The organism is Paenibacillus thiaminolyticus, from assembly GCF_003591545.1.
GTDB lineage: Bacteria > Bacillota > Bacilli > Paenibacillales > Paenibacillaceae > Paenibacillus_B > Paenibacillus_B thiaminolyticus_A.
In genome coordinates this window covers 155,341-171,018 of sequence record NZ_QYZD01000009.1, presented here as the reverse complement: position 1 = coordinate 171,018, position 15,678 = coordinate 155,341, and the positions used below count along the sequence as shown (strand labels likewise).

The window sequence follows — 15,678 nt, the reverse complement described above, 5'->3', positions numbered from 1 at the left end:
TCTGCTAGTGCTTGCTCGTGGTCGCTGGTGTGGCGGGTGTCTGCTAGTGCTTGCTGGAGCTAAAGTAACACTGGGTATACAATGGTATACATTGGCGCCTGTTCCACTCCATATCCTGGCTTGTGATGCAAGCTATTCGTGTTTTCCCGCCAAAAATACTGTAAAAGTGCAGCTTTTTCACGGGGGAAGTTATTGGCGCAAGGTAATCCTGCAAATATGCACCAATTTCACGCCATAATCGCATGATCGGCACTTTTCGAAGTGAATTGATGTAATTCTGCAGAATTTTTCCCAAATTCACTCTTTATGCACCAAAATTGATGTAAAATAGCAGGAATTTCATAAGCAAAAGAGAGCCCCAAAGGCCAAACTTAATGACATTGCCCCCAAGGCTCCCCTTTGCAATAAATTCGCCTCACTTCGTACCGCCGCGTATGTAGCGGGCCAGCCGCTCCACCGTCTCGTCCGGAACGTCGCGCTTCCCGTATCGGGCTTCAGTGTACGCCATGCCTAACTCGCTCTCGACGGCTTCCGTGTATGCCTCGCCCAGCTCGCTCTCGCCTGCTTCCGTGTACGCCTCGCCTAGCTCGCTCTCGACGGCTCCGGTGTATGCCTCACCTAACTCGCTCTCGACAGCTCCGGTGTACGCCTCACCCGGCTTGCCCTCACCGCCTTGACTGTGCTCTGGCTCCTGCTCCCACTGCCGAAGATGCTCCATCGTCTCCTTCGGCGTGCGGCTCGGGTTGGACTCATACCCTGTCCCGATCGCCTGGCGCAGCCGCTCCCGGTACAGGAAGCGGACCCGCTCGCGATTCGTCTTCAGGTCGTCATAGCGCTCCCGGCGCCAGCGGAGTGCGGTCTGCGCCAACGGCTTCATGACGCGTCGGCGAAGCTTTTCCCATTCGAATGTGGAGGATTGCTCGTCGACATAGTCCGCCACCTCCGGATCCGCTTCCCGCTTGCAAAAAAAACGCAGCAGCACTTCCCAGGCCTGCGGGAACAGCTTCCTCATCAGGAAGCGCAGCAGGAACCAGGCTCCGGCCAGCGCCCCGACAGCCAGGGCGACCCAGAAGACGACGGTGATGAGACGCTCAAGCAGCGTCCAGAACAGACTTGGCTCGGCATTCGCATCAGCCCCGAATAGAGGCATTGGCGGTGCGGACTGCGGCGGCGGAGGCTCGTCCACGGCGACGTTCTCACTCCCCGAGAACAGCCAGCCGAGCAGCATGCGCGTCCACTCCAGCAGCGTATCCATCGCCGAGCCGAAGGTAAAGGCGACAATCAGCACCAGCGCAAGGAAAAACAGGATGACATAGGACGCATTAAGGCGCATCACCTGGGCCGGAACGGAGCCGCGGGCCTCCACGCTGTAATTGGCCTTGTTCAGCTGCCCCCAGTTCAGCTGCCAGAGCGTTCCGAAGACGAAGAGTACGCCGACAGCGGCCAAATGCGGCTGCAGCGTACGCAGCTCCGGGCGGAAGAAGGAGAGCGCGAACACGAGAAAATAGATGCCGAGCGCTGCCCAGTTCCAATGTACGGTATCTCCGAACGCTGACCGGTTCGCCACAGCCGACATCCCTCGTGCAAACACGATAAAGCCTGCCGCATACACCGCTATAATCGGCAGCCCAAGCGGCACTACAGTTGCCAGCGCGGCGCTGCCGGCCATGAACAACAGCAGCAGCCAGAGGCGAAGCCGCTTGAAGCGCGCCGCAGACTGGAGCGCCGTCCCCATCGCCGCACAGGCCGGCCATAGAACATACCACAGCTGAGGTCCCGCCACATCGGGTGCCGCATACACGCTGATCAGTAGCAAGACCGGGTACAGGATAAGATAATCGAGCAGAGCACGCAGCAGCGAAATCCCGAAGTGTCGCCCCTGTCTCCAATGCCAACCTTGGCTACCCTTCTGGTTCCGTCCCGGGTTCCGTTCCTGGACGCCTCCCCGGTTGAAGTCCCGGTTCCGTTCCGGGTTCAGTTCCCGGACGCCTTCCCGATTGAAGTCCTGGTTCCGTTCCAAGCTTCCTTCGCGGTTCGGCACCCGGCTTCCTTCGCGGTTCAGTTCCCGACTGCTTTCACAGTTCAGATCCCCGCTCCCGCTCCGATTCTGCCCGCCTTCCCGATTCGATCCCTGGCTCTGATTCTGGCTCCGGTCCAGCCCCTTAGTCAGGCTATTGAGCATGGCGCACCTCCTCATCCTCCGGCTTCGTAACGGGCTTCGGCAGCACGAGCCATTCCACGGCGCTGCCGCGCATGCGCATCCGGTTCGCGATCGCTTCCGCCTGGCGGGAAGGCGGGAGCGGCGTCACGATAATATAGTCGGTATCCCCTGTCAGCTCCCATTGCGCGAGGAAGGTGGCGAACGTCATCGTCAGCTCCAGCTCCAGCTTCGCCATCCATTCGAATAGCTGGTGCAAATGCGGCGTTCCCGCTCCGGGCGGAAAGGTCAACGCGGTCCCTCTGGCATGGCCGGGCTGGCTTCCGTTGCAGCTAACCCCCGTCTCCATCCCCTGGTGTACCGTCGCATGGGCGATGGAGGCTGCGTAAGACAGCGCCTTCTCGACCTGCTCCGGAACCGTCACCTTCGACCACATCCCGTCCGATGTCTCGAAATTGACCAGAATCATCAGCTTGCGGTCGGCCGTGTAATCGAACTTGTGCACTTGAAGACTGTTCGTGCGGGCTGTCGCCTTCCAATGCACCGATTTGAGCGCATCGCCCGGACGGTACGGCCGGACGCCTGATTTCCAGAACGGATCCTCCAAGATCCAGCGGCGGACCGGAATATCCCCAATCCAGCTCTTCGTCGAGAGCGGAAGCTGATCCAGAGGGATGAGCGCCGGATATACGGTCAGCTCCAGGCCCAGCGGAATGCGGCGGACCGCATCGAACACGCCGAACGGATCGCCAGCCGTCATCGTGACGCTGTCCAGCCGGTAGATTCCCCGCTTCACGCATGTAATCTGATGACGGCGAATGACGCGGGTATACGGCTTCAACGCGAACAAGCTTCGATGGTTCTGTGAGAGCTCCCCGACGTCCATCTCCAGATTATGCTGCTTCCCGAAGCGAAGGGCGCTCGGAATCATCGACTCGAGCCGGACCCAAGGCAGCGGCAGCAGCTTGTCATTGCCAATCGTCTCCGTCATCTCCACCGTCTCGCCGGCGAACAGCTTCTGCTTCGAAAAGGTGCGGGTATAAGAAACCCGCCGCAACGCCCAGCGTCTATACAGCATGCCTTGCGCAGCCAGCGCAAGGCCGAGAAACACAATCAACCAATGCAGCGGCATAGGCGTCACTCCGTCGTAGGGGGTTCAGCCGGAACCGGCACCTGGCTTACGATCTGGGCCAGGACCGATTCAGCTTGATCGTCCCGCGATCCAGCCGCATGGTGAAGCAGCAGGCGATGCGCCAGCACAGGAGCGGCCATCGCCTTCACATCGTCCGGCGACACGTAATCCCGCCCGCGAATGACGGCAAAGGCCTGTACGGCGCGAAGCAGCGCCTGGCTGGCCCGCGGGCTGGCGCCCAGCGCGATGTCCGGGTGGCTGCGCGTCCGCTCGACAATGCCGAGCACATATTCGAGGATGGCATCGTCAACATGGACCTGAGTATACCCGGTCCGGGCCGCCTTGATGTCCTCCCGCGTCGCCACCGGGGCAAGCTCCTGTATCGGATCCTCAGTGCGGAAGCGGGAGAGAATGCGCAGTCCTTCCTCGAACGTCGGATATCCAAGCTTCAGCTTCAGCATGAAGCGGTCCAACTGGGCCTCTGGCAGCGGGAAGGTGCCGAAGTTGTCGAGCGGGTTCTGCGTCGCCAGCACGATGAACGGCTCTTCGAGCTGCATCGTGACACCGTCGATGCTGACCTGACGCTCTTCCATACATTCCAGCAGGCTGGACTGGGTGCGCGGCGTCGCCCGGTTAATCTCGTCAGCGAGCAGCAGGTTGGTGAAAACCGGGCCCGGCCGGAACTCGAATTCGCCCCGCTTCTGGTTGTACACATTCATTCCGATCAGATCGGTAGGCAGCAGATCGGGCGTGAATTGAATGCGCTTGAAGGTGCCGTCGATTGACTTGGCGACGGATTTGGCGAGCAGCGTCTTGCCTGTGCCCGGAACGTCCTCCAGCAGCACGTGGCCGCCGGTGAACAGGGCGACGAAGATGCGGTCCAGCGTTTCGTCCTTGCCGACGATAACCTGCTGCACATTGCGTTTAATGGCTTGGGCAAGCGTATGAATACGGGATAAGTCCATAGATCGAAGCACCTCGTTTCCGTCGTGGTTACTGCTTCTATGTTACCCTTTTTTGGAGGGCTCGGCTACGTTAACCCTGTACAGGGGCGGCAATGGCAAGCGAACGGGGGATCTGAAGTTTAAGGGAAATGGAAAAGGAGTACGGAGGGAACTGAGGTTAAGGGAAATAGACCTGGCCGCATCCGGCGTTCAGCGGAGAGATTACGCCAAGAAGAACGCAGTCTCCTGGCCGCGTTCCTTCCTAGTTATGTCGTCACATCGACACGGTCAATATTGCGGATGGTGAAGTAAGCGATTAGCCCGCCGATGACCGCCAAGGCCAGAGGGATGAAGATGATCGACCCTAGCGAGAACCCATTGGTGTTGGAGGAGATAATCGCGATCATCAGAATCGAAGAGACGATGGTCGCCGCGACAGAATGCTTCCGCATCCCGAAGAACAGCGGGATCAGCCCCATGCCGCTGGCGGCGATTGCATTGATGAAGGCCTTCAAGCCCTGGGAGGCGAGCGCCGATACCGGCAGGCTCCCCGGCACCAGATCGAGCCACCGGTTCAAGAGATAATAGCCGCTTGTCACGAACAGGGTGGACAGGATGATGGCACAGAACGTGAAGACGACGACAATCGCCAGCTTAGCCGCGATAAGACGCTTGCGGCTGATCGGGTACATGAATAGCACGGTGATTGACTTGCTCCGGAATTCCTCGATGACGAAGCGCGAGAGCAGCACCGCCGCGAACACAATGAAGGTGCTCCGCACGATCGTGACGCTGAAGTCGAACGCTTCAAGCAGGCTGGTGAAGGCAGGAGTGCCCTCATCCATCTTCTGCACGAAGCTGACGAGCACCATGAAAAGGAGAATGATGCCGCTGGCGATGACGGCCCCGCGGATATAGCCCCCGATCTTGTATTTTTTCATTTCCAGCCTCATCAAGTTACGCATGGATGCCGCCTCCGTTCAATAAAGTGAGGAAGTAGTCTTCCAGAGACTGTTTCTTCTTATGAATCGATTCGATAATGACATCGTTCATGATCAGCTTCTTCGCAATCTCATTCTGCGGCAAATCCGTATCGTAAATCCGAATGACCTGCTCGTTCATCAGCCGCAGGTTCGTAAGGTTCATCCGGTTCTCCAGCACGAACACCGCATGCTGGCTGTTGGTCGTGACGATCTCGATATAGGCGGCGTTCTGCTCCCTTACTTCCGCCATCGCCACCTCCGCGAGCAGCTTGCCGTGATTGATGACGCCGATCGTATCGGCCATCTGCTCAATCTCCCCCAGCATATGGCTTGAAATGAGCAGTGTAATCCCGTATTCGCGGGACAGCATCCGGAATAGATCCCTTAGCTCCTTGATGCCGATCGGATCGAGTCCGTTAATCGGCTCGTCGAGCAGGAGCAGCTCCGGCTTCGTCGTAATGGCGCGGGCAATGCCGAGCCGCTGCTTCATCCCGAGGGAGAAGTCCTTGACCATTTTTTTGTCGATGCCGTGCAGATTGACCAGCTCGAGCGCCTCGTCAATCGCCTTTTTATCATGATAGCCCATATATTCGCAGTGCAAATCCAGATTCTCGCGCGCCGTGAGCTTGTCGTAGAAAATCGGATATTCGATAATCGATCCCATCCGTCCGAGCAGTTCAAAGGACGTGTCCGTCAGCTTCTGCCCGAGAACCTCGATCTCGCCGCTGGTCGGCTTGACCAGATTCGTCATCATTTTCATCAACGTCGTCTTGCCGGCGCCATTCGGCCCGAGAAATCCATAGATTTCACCCCGCCGGATATTTATGCTGACTTCCGACACGACTTCATTGCCTTGATAGCTTTTGGTGACCCGATAGGTTCGCAATGCATAGGTCATCACTCACACTCCCTTCGCTCGTATGCCTTATGCTTCCATCGTATAATCTGAAATTCTCTTTTTTCTTTCCTGATTCTTACGAGTTTCTTAAGAAACGGCACATAGCCCGCAGACAGCCGTTCCGGTCTATCCGCAGGCGGAAATCAATAGGCGAGGGCACGCAGGCGAATCGTGAAGACGGTCTTCGCATACGGCTTGCTGTCCAGATGAATAACACCGCCCATATGCTCCACGAGCCGCTTCGTAATCGTCAGGCCGAGCCCGCTGCCTTCGAATGATTTGTTCCGTGAATCCTCCATCGTATACATCCGTTCAAATACCCGATCGCGATGCAGCTCCTGAATGCCTTTGCCCCTGTCCCACACATCGATCAAAATAAAGCCTTCCTCCTCGCGGGTCTGGATGCCGATCGTCTGGCCGTCGCCGCCATGATGGATGGCGTTCGAGATGAGATTGTTCAGAATGCGCTCCAGCGCCTCTTCGTTCGCGTGTGCGTACATCGGCTTTTCCGGGATCGCGATATCCACCTCGAAGCCTTGCGAAGTCAGCGTATCATAGAACTGAAGCATGCTCTTCCGGCATGCCTCATTGATATCCAGCCGGGTCAGCGGCAGCTCCTTGTCTCCCGACTCCAGCTTCGCCAGATCGAAGAAGGTGCGAATCAACTTCAGCACATCGTGCAGCTTCTCATTTACCCGTTCCAATAAGCGCTGACGCTCTTCCGCAGGCATATCGGGATCCAGGTTCAGCGTCTCGATATAACCGAGGATGACGGTTAGCGGCGTCTTCAGATCATGGGAAATGTTCGACAGCATGCGGCGAATCGACTGCTCCGTGCATTTGTATTGGGCTGTCACTTTCTGATTCTCGCTCAACAGGCGGTTGATCTCAATCAGGATCGGCCGCAGCTCGGGATCGCCCGTGACCACGAGCAGTTTCTCCGGTGTCGGCTCGGTCAATATGAGGTGCAGCTTCGAATGGATATAAGCGAGCTTGGCGCTTCGAACCTGCCACGCCCGCCACTGCAGCAAGAGAAGAAGGAGCAGGATGGCAATTAGTGCGCCGTACACGAGATGGATGATCATCTTACTTCCCTTCCCACTTGTAGCCGATGCCCCATAGGGTCGTAATATAGACGGGATGGGAGGGATCGTCTTCGATCTTCTCCCGCAATCGGCGGATATGGACATTAATGACATTCTCGTCGCCCAAATAGTCGTCACCCCAGACGAAGCCGTAGATCTGGGCCTTCGTAAATACCCGGTTCCGATTCGTCATGAATAGCTTCAGCAGCTCGAACTCGGTCGAGGTCAGCTTAATCTCACGCTGCTGCTTGGTGGCGCGGTAGCCGTCTACATACAGGCTGAGCGGGCCGTAAGTGATAACGCGCTCCTCGGGTTCGGCCGGCCGCGCATATTCGGTGGCTCGCCGGATGGACGCCTTCACCCGGGCTGACAGCTCAATCAGGGAGAACGGCTTGGCCACATAATCATCGGCGCCGAAGCCAAGCCCCAACGCTTTGTCCACGTCACCGTCCTTCGCCGACATGATCAGAATCGGAACTGAGCTTCGCTCCCGTATCCGCTTGATCACTTCGTAGCCGTCGAGCTTCGGCATCATCAGATCCACGATGACGATATCATAGGAACGCTGGCCGAAGAGGGTCAGGCCCTCTTCCCCGTTGCCCGCCGCCGTGACGGCGAACCCTTCCTTCGTCAAATGATTGCCCACCATCTCCACGATGCCGGGATCGTCTTCAATCAGCAAAATATGCTGCTTCATCATCTATCCACACACCTTCACTGTTGTGTTGCGTTACAGCTTGTGCAGCGGCATAGCTGACAAATGCTGGATGAGAAATTCATCTCAGCAGGGCATCCTGCCCGCATCATACGGATCCGGAATCGCAGCTTACCGTTCCGGCCTTCCGGCGCCGTCTGGCAGACAGACCATGCAATACTGCTTCAGTTCGCTGTTCCGCAGCCGGATCGTATCCACGACCATGAAGCCGTAATGTTCGTACAGCGCGACATTGCGCGGATTTTGCGTCTCCAGGGTACAGGCGATTCCCCGTTCGCGGCATTCGGCCAGCAGCGGGGACATCATCTTCCGCACCCAGCCCTGCCCCCGGTATTGCGGCTGCACCACGAGCATATCGAGATGCAGATAAGGCTGGTCGCCCAATGAGGCCAGCCAGGCCGAGCTCATGCTGCGCAGGCCCGCCAAGCCGCGCAGGAAGCGGGCGGGACTGATGTAGCGGCACATGCCTAGCGACTTCGTGACGGCCCGGGCAACGCCCCACGCGTAGCTCGCGCGGGAAGCCCAAGAGGCTCCCATCCGCTCCGAGCGGAAGATGAGCGCCACAGCCTCCATTTTCCCGGATGTCGCGTACAAGCCGCCGTAATCATACAGCAATTCGATATAATTGCGGAAAAACAGCTTCAACACCTCGACACGGGTAGACGGATCGGGCAGCAAATGCACATACAACCCGTCTTCCTTGAAGCCTTCGGCCATAACCGCCGCCGCGGCTTCCGTATGCTTGCGTTCCAAGAGCAACAGCTTGGCACTACAAATAGTTCCACCCCGAATCTTCGAATATCGCTCCTCCGCCGGCTGGCGGCGTCGAAGCTTCTCCTGCCATCGTACTGCGCAGGAGCGGATGAGTCAATTGTTCCCAGCGTGAAATCGGGTGGATGCGAAGCACCCAGAGGCGCCTGTATCGGGAGAAAACGAAGCCGCGCATGCCGAGACGAGCTAAAGCCGCCACGATCCTACGACGGCCGGGTGCGTATAGTCCGATCCGGATAGAGCCAAGCCTGCGCCGCAAATGGCCGGGAAGGACGATGAAAAATCGCCTTTTCCCGAAAAGAGTCTTTACATTCAGGACGGTCCCGGTATAATGGGAAGCGTAAAAGAGGCAATCCCAACCGCATATCCGTGAACACTAGGGGTGCTTGCTCGCAGGCTGAGAGACAGCAGATCGCTGTTAACCCTTATGACCCGAACTAGATAATACTAGCGTGGGGAAGTGTAGGTAGATTACGATGATTCGCGCTCGCCGAAGGAGGCCTTCCTTCCTGGCAGCCGTTCTTCCGTATGGCGAACCGCACTTCCCGGAGGTGCGGTTTTTGCTATTTTTACGATCATTCGCAGATACGGGAGGAACTCGCAATGAAAAAAGCAATGTGCGGCACCGGCCAGATCGCCGGCTGCCGATTCTCGCTCTATCCGATGAGCGATCGGTTCGTGGAGCTGATTCTCCGCGCCCTGGAGGAGACGGACCTGTCCAAAGTATGGTCGAAGACAGATGAGGTGAGCACCTGCATCCGCGGCAAGGCGGAGCATGTGTTCGATGTGGTGAAATCGATCTTTCTCCACTGCGCTAAATCCGGCGTCCATACCGTGCTGAATGCTACCTTCTCGGTCGGATGCCCCGGCGACAGCGAAGCCGATTATTACATGACGGAGGACAACCATCGCCTGAATGAAGAGCGCTCCCGCCTTATCTCCGTCCAGACCGATGCGCAGTTCTCGCTCTACCCGCTCGGCACGCCGGATTATATGGACACCATCTATGACATTATCGGTCTTGCCCGGGAGGAGGGCACCTTCACCAAGGGAATTCATTATGCGAGCGGGCTGCAGGGCGAGGCGCATGACGTGTTCGCGACGCTGGAGCACGCCTTCGAGCGGGCGCGGACAAGCGACAGCACTCATATTGTGCTGACGGCGAATATTTCGGCGCACAGTCCGAGCCGGAAGTCATGAACGCGGGAAGCGGAAGGGAGAGGCATATACCGATGCAACAGTGGAAATTAAAAGATATCGTCATGCTCAGCTCGTTGTCTGTCGTCTTTGCCGTAGTGTATTTGATATTCTTCCAGGTAGGCAATGTCCTGGTCGGCTTCATGGGGCCGATGGGCTATGAGGTCATCTTCGGCATCTGGTTCATCGTGTCGATCATCGCCGCCACGATTCTGCGCAAGCCGGGCGCCGCCGTCATCTCGGAGACGGTGGCCGGCGTCGTCGAGGTGCTGATCGGCAACGCCGTCGGGCCGATCCTGATCGTGTCCGCCCTTATTCAAGGGCTGGGGGCCGAAGCGGCCTTCGCCGCCACCCGCTACCGCAGCTACAGCTTGAAGACGCTGATGCTGGCAGGAGTCGGGGCGGCCCTATTCAGCTTCGCGTGGGGCTACTTCCGCAGCGGCTTCGGGGCGTACTCCACCGGCCTCGTCATCGCGATGCTGGCCGTCCGCTGCGTCAGCGGGGCGCTCATCGCGGGGCTGCTCGGCCACGGGATCGCGCAGTCGCTGAAGCGAACCGGCGTGCTGCGCAGCTATCCGATCGCGAAGGAAGGCACCCGCGCCGCATGAGCCGCGTGAAGGGAAGCTGCATGAATGGGAGCCGCGTGAATGAGCGCGTGGCGGCGATCGAGGCCGAGGGGCTGACGCTCACCCTCGAGGCGGGCGCGGACCCGATTCTGTCCGGCATCGACGTCCGCATCGGCGACGGAGAGACGGTGCTGCTGCTTGGGCCGAGCGGCTGCGGCAAGAGCTCGCTTGCCCTCTGCCTGGCCGGGCTGTATCCGCACGCAATCGACAGCGAGGTGCGGGGCCGGGTGCTCGTGTATGGGAAGCCGGTCGCCGAGCAGGCGGCGGGCGACGCCCCTTGGGCGGCAGGCGTCGTGTTCCAGGACTTCGAGAGCCAATTCTGTCTGCTGCGGGTCGAGGAGGAGATCGCCTTCTGCCTGGAGAACCTCGGCTGCCCGCGGGAGGTGATGGACGGGCGCATCAGCGGGGCGTTGGCCGCGGTGGACCTCGGCGCCTGGCGCAAGGCGCCGATTCACGAGCTGTCCGGCGGCATGAAGCAGCGGCTGGCGCTCGCCTGCGCGATCGCGATGGAGACGCGCCTGCTCGTGCTCGACGAGCCGACGTCGAATCTTGACCCGGCGGCCCGCCGGCAATTCGCGGCGCTCGTCCGCGAGCTCGCCCGGACGCGCGGTCTGGCCGTGCTCGTCATCGAGCATCAGCTCGATGAGTGGATCGGCCAGGCGGACCGGCTGCTCGTGATGGACGCCGCCGGCGCCATCGCTTACGACGGGCCGCCCGCCGCGTATTATGCCGGCGCGGTGCCGGAAGCGTCCGGCATCTGGCAGCCGGGCCCGCTCCGGTTGTACCGCGAGCTGCGGCGGCTTGTCCCGGGCGGGGAGCCGCTGGCGCAGGCGGCGGTCCTGACGGAGCAGGACCTCGCCGCCGAGCTGGCCCGGTGGAGCGAGCCGGGCCAGGAGAGCGCGCTGCAGGCGCTGACCGCGCCTTCGCCGGCCGGCAGCAGGCCTGCCGGAGACCAGGCCGGCGGCAGAGCAGGCTTGGTCCGGGCCGGAGACGCTGCCGAGCCCGTCCCTCTGCTGGAAGCGGATGGCCTGCACTTCCGGCGCGGCGGCCGCCCGGTGGCGGACGGCATCTCCCTGACGCTGCGCGCGGGAGAATGGGTCGCCATCGCCGGACCGAACGGCACGGGCAAATCGACGCTCGCCTCGCTGCTGTCCGGGCTGAACGAGCCGGAGGCCGGAACGGTCCGGCTGCAGGGACAACCTCTCGGCAACTATTCGGAGAAGGAGCTCCGGACCTGGATCGGCTACGTCTTCCAAAATCCGGAGCATCAATTCATTACCGATACCGTCGCCGATGAGCTTGCCTTCGGGCTGCGCCAGCAGGGCATCGCGCCGGCCGCGATCGAGCGGGCGGTTCAGGATGCGCTATGCCGCCTGCGGCTGGAGAACGCCGCGCAGGCGAGCCCGTTCTCGCTCAGCCAAGGCCAGAAGCGGCGGCTGAGCGTCGCTTCGGCACTGACCGATGAGCAGAGGCTGCTCATCCTGGACGAACCGACCTACGGTCAGGACGCCGACACGACCCGCGAGCTGATGGGCATGCTCGGGGAACGGATCCGGCGGGGGGATGCGGTCATCATGATTACGCATGATATGGAGCTGGCCTACGCGTATGCAGACCGCATCATTGTCCTTCGGGACGGCCGCGCCGCCTATGACGGCCCGCCCGCCACGCTATGGTCGGAGCATGCGGAGCTGGCGGCGGACTGCCAGCTCCTGCCGCCGCTCCGCTGCGCGGCTGCCGGCAAGCTGGCCGAACTTATCGCGAGCAGGAGGGAGAAGCATGCTGCGCTTGCAGGGTTGGAATCCGAGCATTAAGGGATTGGCGGTCATCATGGCCGTGATTTTGTTGTCGCTGACCCTTGATCCGATCACGCCCCTGCTGGCGCTGATCTGGACCACAGGGATGACGTTCGTGCTTGGCCGCGTGTCTTGGAAGAAATGGCTGCTCGGCTTCGCGCCGTTCCTGATCATGAGTGCAGGGTACGTATGGACGGCGATATTGCTCCCCCGCGCAGGGGCGGCCGGGTCTTCTGACGTGGTATGGGAGTGGGGAGCCTTCTCGTTAACAGCGGCAGTGCTTCATCAAGCGCTGTCGCTTGGGCTGCGGGTGCTCATCTTCTCGTCGCTGTCGCTGCTCTTCATCCTGACGACGGACCCCGTCCGCTTCATGCTGAGTCTGATGCAGCAGTGCAGATTGTCCCCGAAATGGGCGTACGGCATCCTGGCAGGCTACCGCTTCCTCCCCTTCTTCCGGGAGGAACTGCGGATTCTGCAGCATGCGCACCGCATGCGCGGCATCGAACGGGAGCGCGGCTGGCGGGGCCGGCTTCGCGCCATGAAGCGGTATGCCATCCCGCTGCTCGCCTCGGCCATCCGCAAGTCGGAGCGCGTCGCCGTCGCCATGCTGTCCAAAGGCTTCACCGGCAAGCGGGAGCGCCCCTATTACGTGCAACTTCGGGTGTCGTGGAAGGATTGGCTGCTCCTGCTGCTGCTCATTGGCGGCATCTGCGGATGCTATCTGCTGTCCTGGCACATGGACTCGGTCCGGCTGTACCGGGGGGAAGTGTAGCCGCCGACATGAGTTGAGATACGGGGTGCCGCCCCGTATCTCCCTCCTCTTATCCGGCGGCGAGTCTGTCTTAGATGGGGATGTATCAGTGAGGCGATGCTTCCCCGGTCGAGAGTGATTGCACGGAGTCGCGGACAATCAAATTTCCGGGTACGACTTTGATTCCGATGCGGGAAGCCGGATTTTCCATCTTGTATTGGAGTCCTCGAATCGTTTCCTCCGCCATACGCCGGATATCGACCTCGATCGTAGTCAAGCTTGGATTCGTCTGTGTGGCATAAATGTAATTGTCGAATCCTACGATAGAGATATCCTCCGGCACAGAAATATCATGTTTGTTCAAAAACGAAATAAAATGATACGCCGTCTCATCGCAGTCGCATACAAAAGCGGTAGGAAGTTCGTCCGGAAGAACAAAGTCGGTGAACAGTTGGTCTTCTATATCCCGGTCATCCAAAATCCATTCCTTGCGAATGTCCAGACGATTTTCGGTCATGGCTTTGTAATAGCCAAGATAACGGTCAAGAATATTGCCTAGAGCATATATGTTTCCAACATACCCTATATTCTTATGGCCGCATTGGATTAAGTAGTTAGTAAGCCGATGCGAGCAATAGAGATTATCGGAAATAATCGCGTCCACATCTGTCCGCTCGCGAATGGGTTACATTGGATTTTTCGGATGTGATAGTGAGCGAAAAGATAAAGCGCAATATGTACGTCGAGTATGAGCTGCTCGTGGACGGGGCAGCAGTTAGCGATGGTTATGCGCTCTTTGTGAAGCCGAAGCATTACCAGCTCCAGCCGCCGGAGCTGCATGCGGTTGTGACCGAGGAGGACGATTGTTTTGTCATCCAGGTGCAGGCGAGCGAGCTTGCGCTCTTTGTGGAGCTTGATTTTGAGAATTTAGATGCGATATTCGAAGATAACTATTTTCATGTGTCTGGCGGGGAGCCGAAACAAATTCGAGTCATGAAAGCCAACCTGTCAAACCCTGCTTCCCTGCGGACACTGCAAGATGAGCTGCAAATCCGAAGTCTATTCGATTCGTACCTCACGCTCTAATCAATCGGATAGAAGCCTGCATTCCAGCAGCGCGCATTATTCCAAAGCAGGAGAGAGGAACGTCCTCTCTCCTTGTTGCATTGTCTTAATTGTCATTCCGCCTCATACAGCCGCTCCCGTTCTGCTCAATCCTCAAGCCAGACCTCGCTCAGCCGGCGGATTCCCTCGTCAATCCGGTCGATCGGAATGCCGCCGAAGCCGAGGAAAAATTCTGTGCGGCTCTCCGCAGGCGGACGCAGCCAGGTGAACGCCGCCGAGGCCAGGCGAATGCCGGCTTCTCTGGCCTGCCGCACCAGCTCTTGATCGCTATGAGGGCTCTCGAACCTCATCAGCATATGGAACCCGGCATCCGTCCCGGTAATGTCGGCGCTCTCGCCGAAATGCCGCCGGATGGCTGAGATAAGGCAGTCATGCTTGTTCCGGTACAAGGTGCGCATCCGGCGCACATGCCTCTCCAGATGCCCCCGTTCCATGAACAACTGCAGCGCGTGCTGGTTCCAGCGGGGAGCCGATTGCTCGAACAGCGTGTAGTATTCCATGAGCTGGTACGCACCCAGCAGCGATGGCGGCAGGATCATATAGTGAATGCCGACCGCCGGAGCAAGCACCTGGGCGAATCCGCCCAGATAGATGACATCGGATTCGGGGATAAGCCCCTGCAAGGACGGAATCGGGCGGCCGTAATAGCGCAGCTCGCCGTCGATGTCGTCCTCGATGATGAAGCCGTTCGTCCGCCGGGTCCATTCCAGCAGCTGAAGCCGCTTCGCAATCGGCATAATCATGCCGCGCGGGAATTGATGGGACGGGGAGACGCAGACGATGCGGGCGGCGCTGTCATAGAGCTCGCCGATATGAATGCCGTCTTCCTCCAGCGACACGGGCGTCACCTCGTAGCCCTGCTGGCGGAACGTGGCCGGGCAGAGCAGATAGCCCGGATTCTCCACCGCGATATGGTCGGTATGCTCCCGCAATAGCTTGGCCAACAGCGCCAGCAGGACATGCGGATCCGAGCCGACGATAACCTGATCCTTCGTGCAGCGGACTCCTCTGAATTGATGCGCATACCTTGCGATCTGCTCCCGCAATCCCGGCTCTCCCTGCGGATCCCCGTACCAGAGCAGCTCCTTCCGCTCTGGTACGAGCAGCTCCTGGAAGATGCTTCTCCACACCCGGTATGGAAAATGGGCACCGTCGATGCTGGACAAATGAAAATCGTACGGATACGTTCTCGCGTCACGGGCGGGCGCCGCCCGCTTCGTCACGCCGTCCACTTCCGAAGACTGCTGCGGCTCCGCGTCCCCGATCCCGAGTTTGCAGGTACGGCTCCGGCAAATACTGCACGTAATACCCTTTGCGCGGCACGCTGGCAATGAATCCTTCCGCGGCCAGCTGGTTATAAGCCAGTTCCACCGGTGTCGGGCTGAGCGACAAGTAGTCGGCCAGACGGCCGGATGCGATTTCGCGTTTGATATAATCGACAAGCTGCAAATATTGCGGTATAGGGCTCTTATCATCAAGCCTCGGAATCAACAGCAT

At 59.3% G+C, this 15,678-nt stretch carries 18 protein-coding genes and 1 riboswitch; of the genes, 6 read left to right on the top strand and 12 right to left on the bottom strand.

What is annotated here, in order from left to right; all coding sequences use genetic code 11:
• A partial coding sequence (locus DQX05_RS31405) for a hypothetical protein (RefSeq protein ID WP_220483173.1) occupies window positions 1-238 on the top strand: 238 nt, incomplete at its 5' end.
• Between the two features lie 177 nt (window positions 239-415).
• Here DQX05_RS31405 and DQX05_RS12595 read toward each other — a convergent pair.
• The 9 genes from DQX05_RS12595 to DQX05_RS30290 form a co-directional block, all read right to left on the bottom strand.
• On the bottom strand, window positions 416-2,182 hold the full coding sequence (locus DQX05_RS12595) for a hypothetical protein (protein ID WP_119793980.1): 1,767 nt from the start codon (window positions 2,180-2,182) through the stop codon (window positions 416-418).
• A complete protein-coding gene (locus tag DQX05_RS12590; protein ID WP_119793979.1) occupies window positions 2,172-3,290 on the bottom strand; it encodes a DUF58 domain-containing protein in 1,119 nt (372 codons plus the stop codon). Before DQX05_RS12590 ends, DQX05_RS12595 begins: the two co-directional genes overlap by 11 nt.
• A 5-nt stretch (window positions 3,291-3,295) precedes the next feature.
• Window positions 3,296-4,255 carry an AAA family ATPase gene (locus DQX05_RS12585; protein WP_119793978.1) on the bottom strand — a complete coding sequence of 320 codons (960 nt, stop codon included), beginning with the start codon at window positions 4,253-4,255 and terminating at the stop codon, window positions 3,296-3,298.
• Window positions 4,256-4,500: 245 nt separating this feature from the next.
• On the bottom strand, window positions 4,501-5,199 hold the full coding sequence (locus DQX05_RS12580; RefSeq protein ID WP_119793977.1) for an ABC transporter permease: 699 nt from the start codon (window positions 5,197-5,199) through the stop codon (window positions 4,501-4,503).
• Window positions 5,192-6,115: an ABC transporter ATP-binding protein gene (locus DQX05_RS12575; protein ID WP_119793976.1), complete on the bottom strand. Its 924-nt coding sequence runs from the start codon at window positions 6,113-6,115 to the stop codon at window positions 5,192-5,194. The genes DQX05_RS12580 and DQX05_RS12575 overlap by 8 nt, the downstream gene beginning before the upstream one ends.
• 143 nt (window positions 6,116-6,258) lie before the next feature.
• The gene (locus DQX05_RS12570) at window positions 6,259-7,200 is read right to left on the bottom strand and encodes a sensor histidine kinase (protein WP_119793975.1); all 942 of its coding nucleotides are present in this window, start codon (window positions 7,198-7,200) and stop codon (window positions 6,259-6,261) included.
• A gap of 1 nt (window position 7,201) precedes the next feature.
• Window positions 7,202-7,897: a response regulator transcription factor gene (locus DQX05_RS12565; RefSeq protein WP_119793988.1), complete on the bottom strand. Its 696-nt coding sequence runs from the start codon at window positions 7,895-7,897 to the stop codon at window positions 7,202-7,204.
• Window positions 7,898-8,026: 129 nt separating this feature from the next.
• Window positions 8,027-8,668: a GNAT family N-acetyltransferase gene (locus DQX05_RS12560; protein ID WP_259391943.1), complete on the bottom strand. Its 642-nt coding sequence runs from the start codon at window positions 8,666-8,668 to the stop codon at window positions 8,027-8,029.
• Window positions 8,669-8,684: 16 nt separating this feature from the next.
• The gene (locus DQX05_RS30290) at window positions 8,685-8,885 is read right to left on the bottom strand and encodes a hypothetical protein (protein ID WP_147385180.1); all 201 of its coding nucleotides are present in this window, start codon (window positions 8,883-8,885) and stop codon (window positions 8,685-8,687) included.
• Between the two features lie 169 nt (window positions 8,886-9,054).
• Window positions 9,055-9,162, top strand: a riboswitch (TPP riboswitch).
• A 127-nt stretch (window positions 9,163-9,289) separates the two neighbouring features.
• Between DQX05_RS30290 and DQX05_RS12555 the strand changes: the two genes are divergently transcribed.
• The 4 genes from DQX05_RS12555 to DQX05_RS12540 are packed head-to-tail and all read left to right on the top strand — an operon-like array spanning window position 9,290 to window position 13,077.
• On the top strand, window positions 9,290-9,886 hold the full coding sequence (locus DQX05_RS12555) for a YkoF family thiamine/hydroxymethylpyrimidine-binding protein (RefSeq protein ID WP_119793974.1): 597 nt from the start codon (window positions 9,290-9,292) through the stop codon (window positions 9,884-9,886).
• Between the two features lie 32 nt (window positions 9,887-9,918).
• Window positions 9,919-10,491: an ECF transporter S component gene (locus DQX05_RS12550; RefSeq protein ID WP_119793973.1), complete on the top strand. Its 573-nt coding sequence runs from the start codon at window positions 9,919-9,921 to the stop codon at window positions 10,489-10,491.
• Window positions 10,488-12,323 carry an ABC transporter ATP-binding protein gene (locus DQX05_RS12545; protein WP_119793972.1) on the top strand — a complete coding sequence of 612 codons (1,836 nt, stop codon included), beginning with the start codon at window positions 10,488-10,490 and terminating at the stop codon, window positions 12,321-12,323. Before DQX05_RS12550 ends, DQX05_RS12545 begins: the two co-directional genes overlap by 4 nt.
• The gene (locus DQX05_RS12540) at window positions 12,289-13,077 is read left to right on the top strand and encodes an energy-coupling factor transporter transmembrane component T family protein (protein WP_119793971.1); all 789 of its coding nucleotides are present in this window, start codon (window positions 12,289-12,291) and stop codon (window positions 13,075-13,077) included. Before DQX05_RS12545 ends, DQX05_RS12540 begins: the two co-directional genes overlap by 35 nt.
• Before the next feature lie 85 nt (window positions 13,078-13,162).
• On the opposite strand, the gene DQX05_RS12535 is transcribed toward DQX05_RS12540, so the two are convergent.
• Entirely contained in the window at window positions 13,163-13,720 is a 558-nt protein-coding gene (locus tag DQX05_RS12535) for a substrate-binding domain-containing protein (protein WP_182914726.1), read from the bottom strand.
• Between the two features lie 2 nt (window positions 13,721-13,722).
• Between DQX05_RS12535 and DQX05_RS12530 the strand changes: the two genes are divergently transcribed.
• Window positions 13,723-14,142: a glycoside hydrolase family 2 protein gene (locus DQX05_RS12530; RefSeq protein WP_397335364.1), complete on the top strand. Its 420-nt coding sequence runs from the start codon at window positions 13,723-13,725 to the stop codon at window positions 14,140-14,142.
• Window positions 14,143-14,267: 125 nt separating this feature from the next.
• Here DQX05_RS12530 and pdxR read toward each other — a convergent pair whose 3' ends face one another.
• Together pdxR and DQX05_RS32830 are read right to left on the bottom strand one after the other, a co-directional pair.
• Complete coding sequence (gene pdxR, locus DQX05_RS12525) at window positions 14,268-15,413, bottom strand: MocR-like pyridoxine biosynthesis transcription factor PdxR (RefSeq protein WP_397335354.1); 1,146 nt, start codon at window positions 15,411-15,413, stop codon at window positions 14,268-14,270.
• Entirely contained in the window at window positions 15,376-15,678 is a 303-nt protein-coding gene (locus tag DQX05_RS32830; RefSeq protein ID WP_310735663.1) for a hypothetical protein, read from the bottom strand. The genes pdxR and DQX05_RS32830 overlap by 38 nt, the downstream gene beginning before the upstream one ends.

What these genes read in the sequence shown, in the direction of transcription:
- DQX05_RS12595 (WP_119793980.1), bottom strand. Translation starts at nt 2,182, where the DNA reads ATGCTCAATAGCCTGACTAAGGGGCTGGACCGGAGCCAGAATCAGAGC.
- DQX05_RS12590 (WP_119793979.1), bottom strand. Translation starts at nt 3,290, where the DNA reads ATGCCGCTGCATTGGTTGATTGTGTTTCTCGGCCTTGCGCTGGCTGCG.
- DQX05_RS12585 (WP_119793978.1), bottom strand. Translation starts at nt 4,255, where the DNA reads ATGGACTTATCCCGTATTCATACGCTTGCCCAAGCCATTAAACGCAAT.
- DQX05_RS12570 (WP_119793975.1), bottom strand. Translation starts at nt 7,200, where the DNA reads ATGATCATCCATCTCGTGTACGGCGCACTAATTGCCATCCTGCTCCTT.
- DQX05_RS12565 (WP_119793988.1), bottom strand. Translation starts at nt 7,897, where the DNA reads ATGAAGCAGCATATTTTGCTGATTGAAGACGATCCCGGCATCGTGGAG.
- DQX05_RS32830 (WP_310735663.1), bottom strand. Translation starts at nt 15,678, where the DNA reads ATGCTGTTGATTCCGAGGCTTGATGATAAGAGCCCTATACCGCAATAT.
- DQX05_RS12555 (WP_119793974.1), top strand. Translation starts at nt 9,290, where the DNA reads ATGAAAAAAGCAATGTGCGGCACCGGCCAGATCGCCGGCTGCCGATTC.
- DQX05_RS12540 (WP_119793971.1), top strand. Translation starts at nt 12,289, where the DNA reads ATGCTGCGCTTGCAGGGTTGGAATCCGAGCATTAAGGGATTGGCGGTC.
- DQX05_RS12545 (WP_119793972.1), top strand. Translation starts at nt 10,488, where the DNA reads ATGAGCCGCGTGAAGGGAAGCTGCATGAATGGGAGCCGCGTGAATGAG.
- DQX05_RS12575 (WP_119793976.1), bottom strand. Translation starts at nt 6,115, where the DNA reads ATGACCTATGCATTGCGAACCTATCGGGTCACCAAAAGCTATCAAGGC.
- DQX05_RS12550 (WP_119793973.1), top strand. Translation starts at nt 9,919, where the DNA reads ATGCAACAGTGGAAATTAAAAGATATCGTCATGCTCAGCTCGTTGTCT.
- DQX05_RS12580 (WP_119793977.1), bottom strand. Translation starts at nt 5,199, where the DNA reads ATGCGTAACTTGATGAGGCTGGAAATGAAAAAATACAAGATCGGGGGC.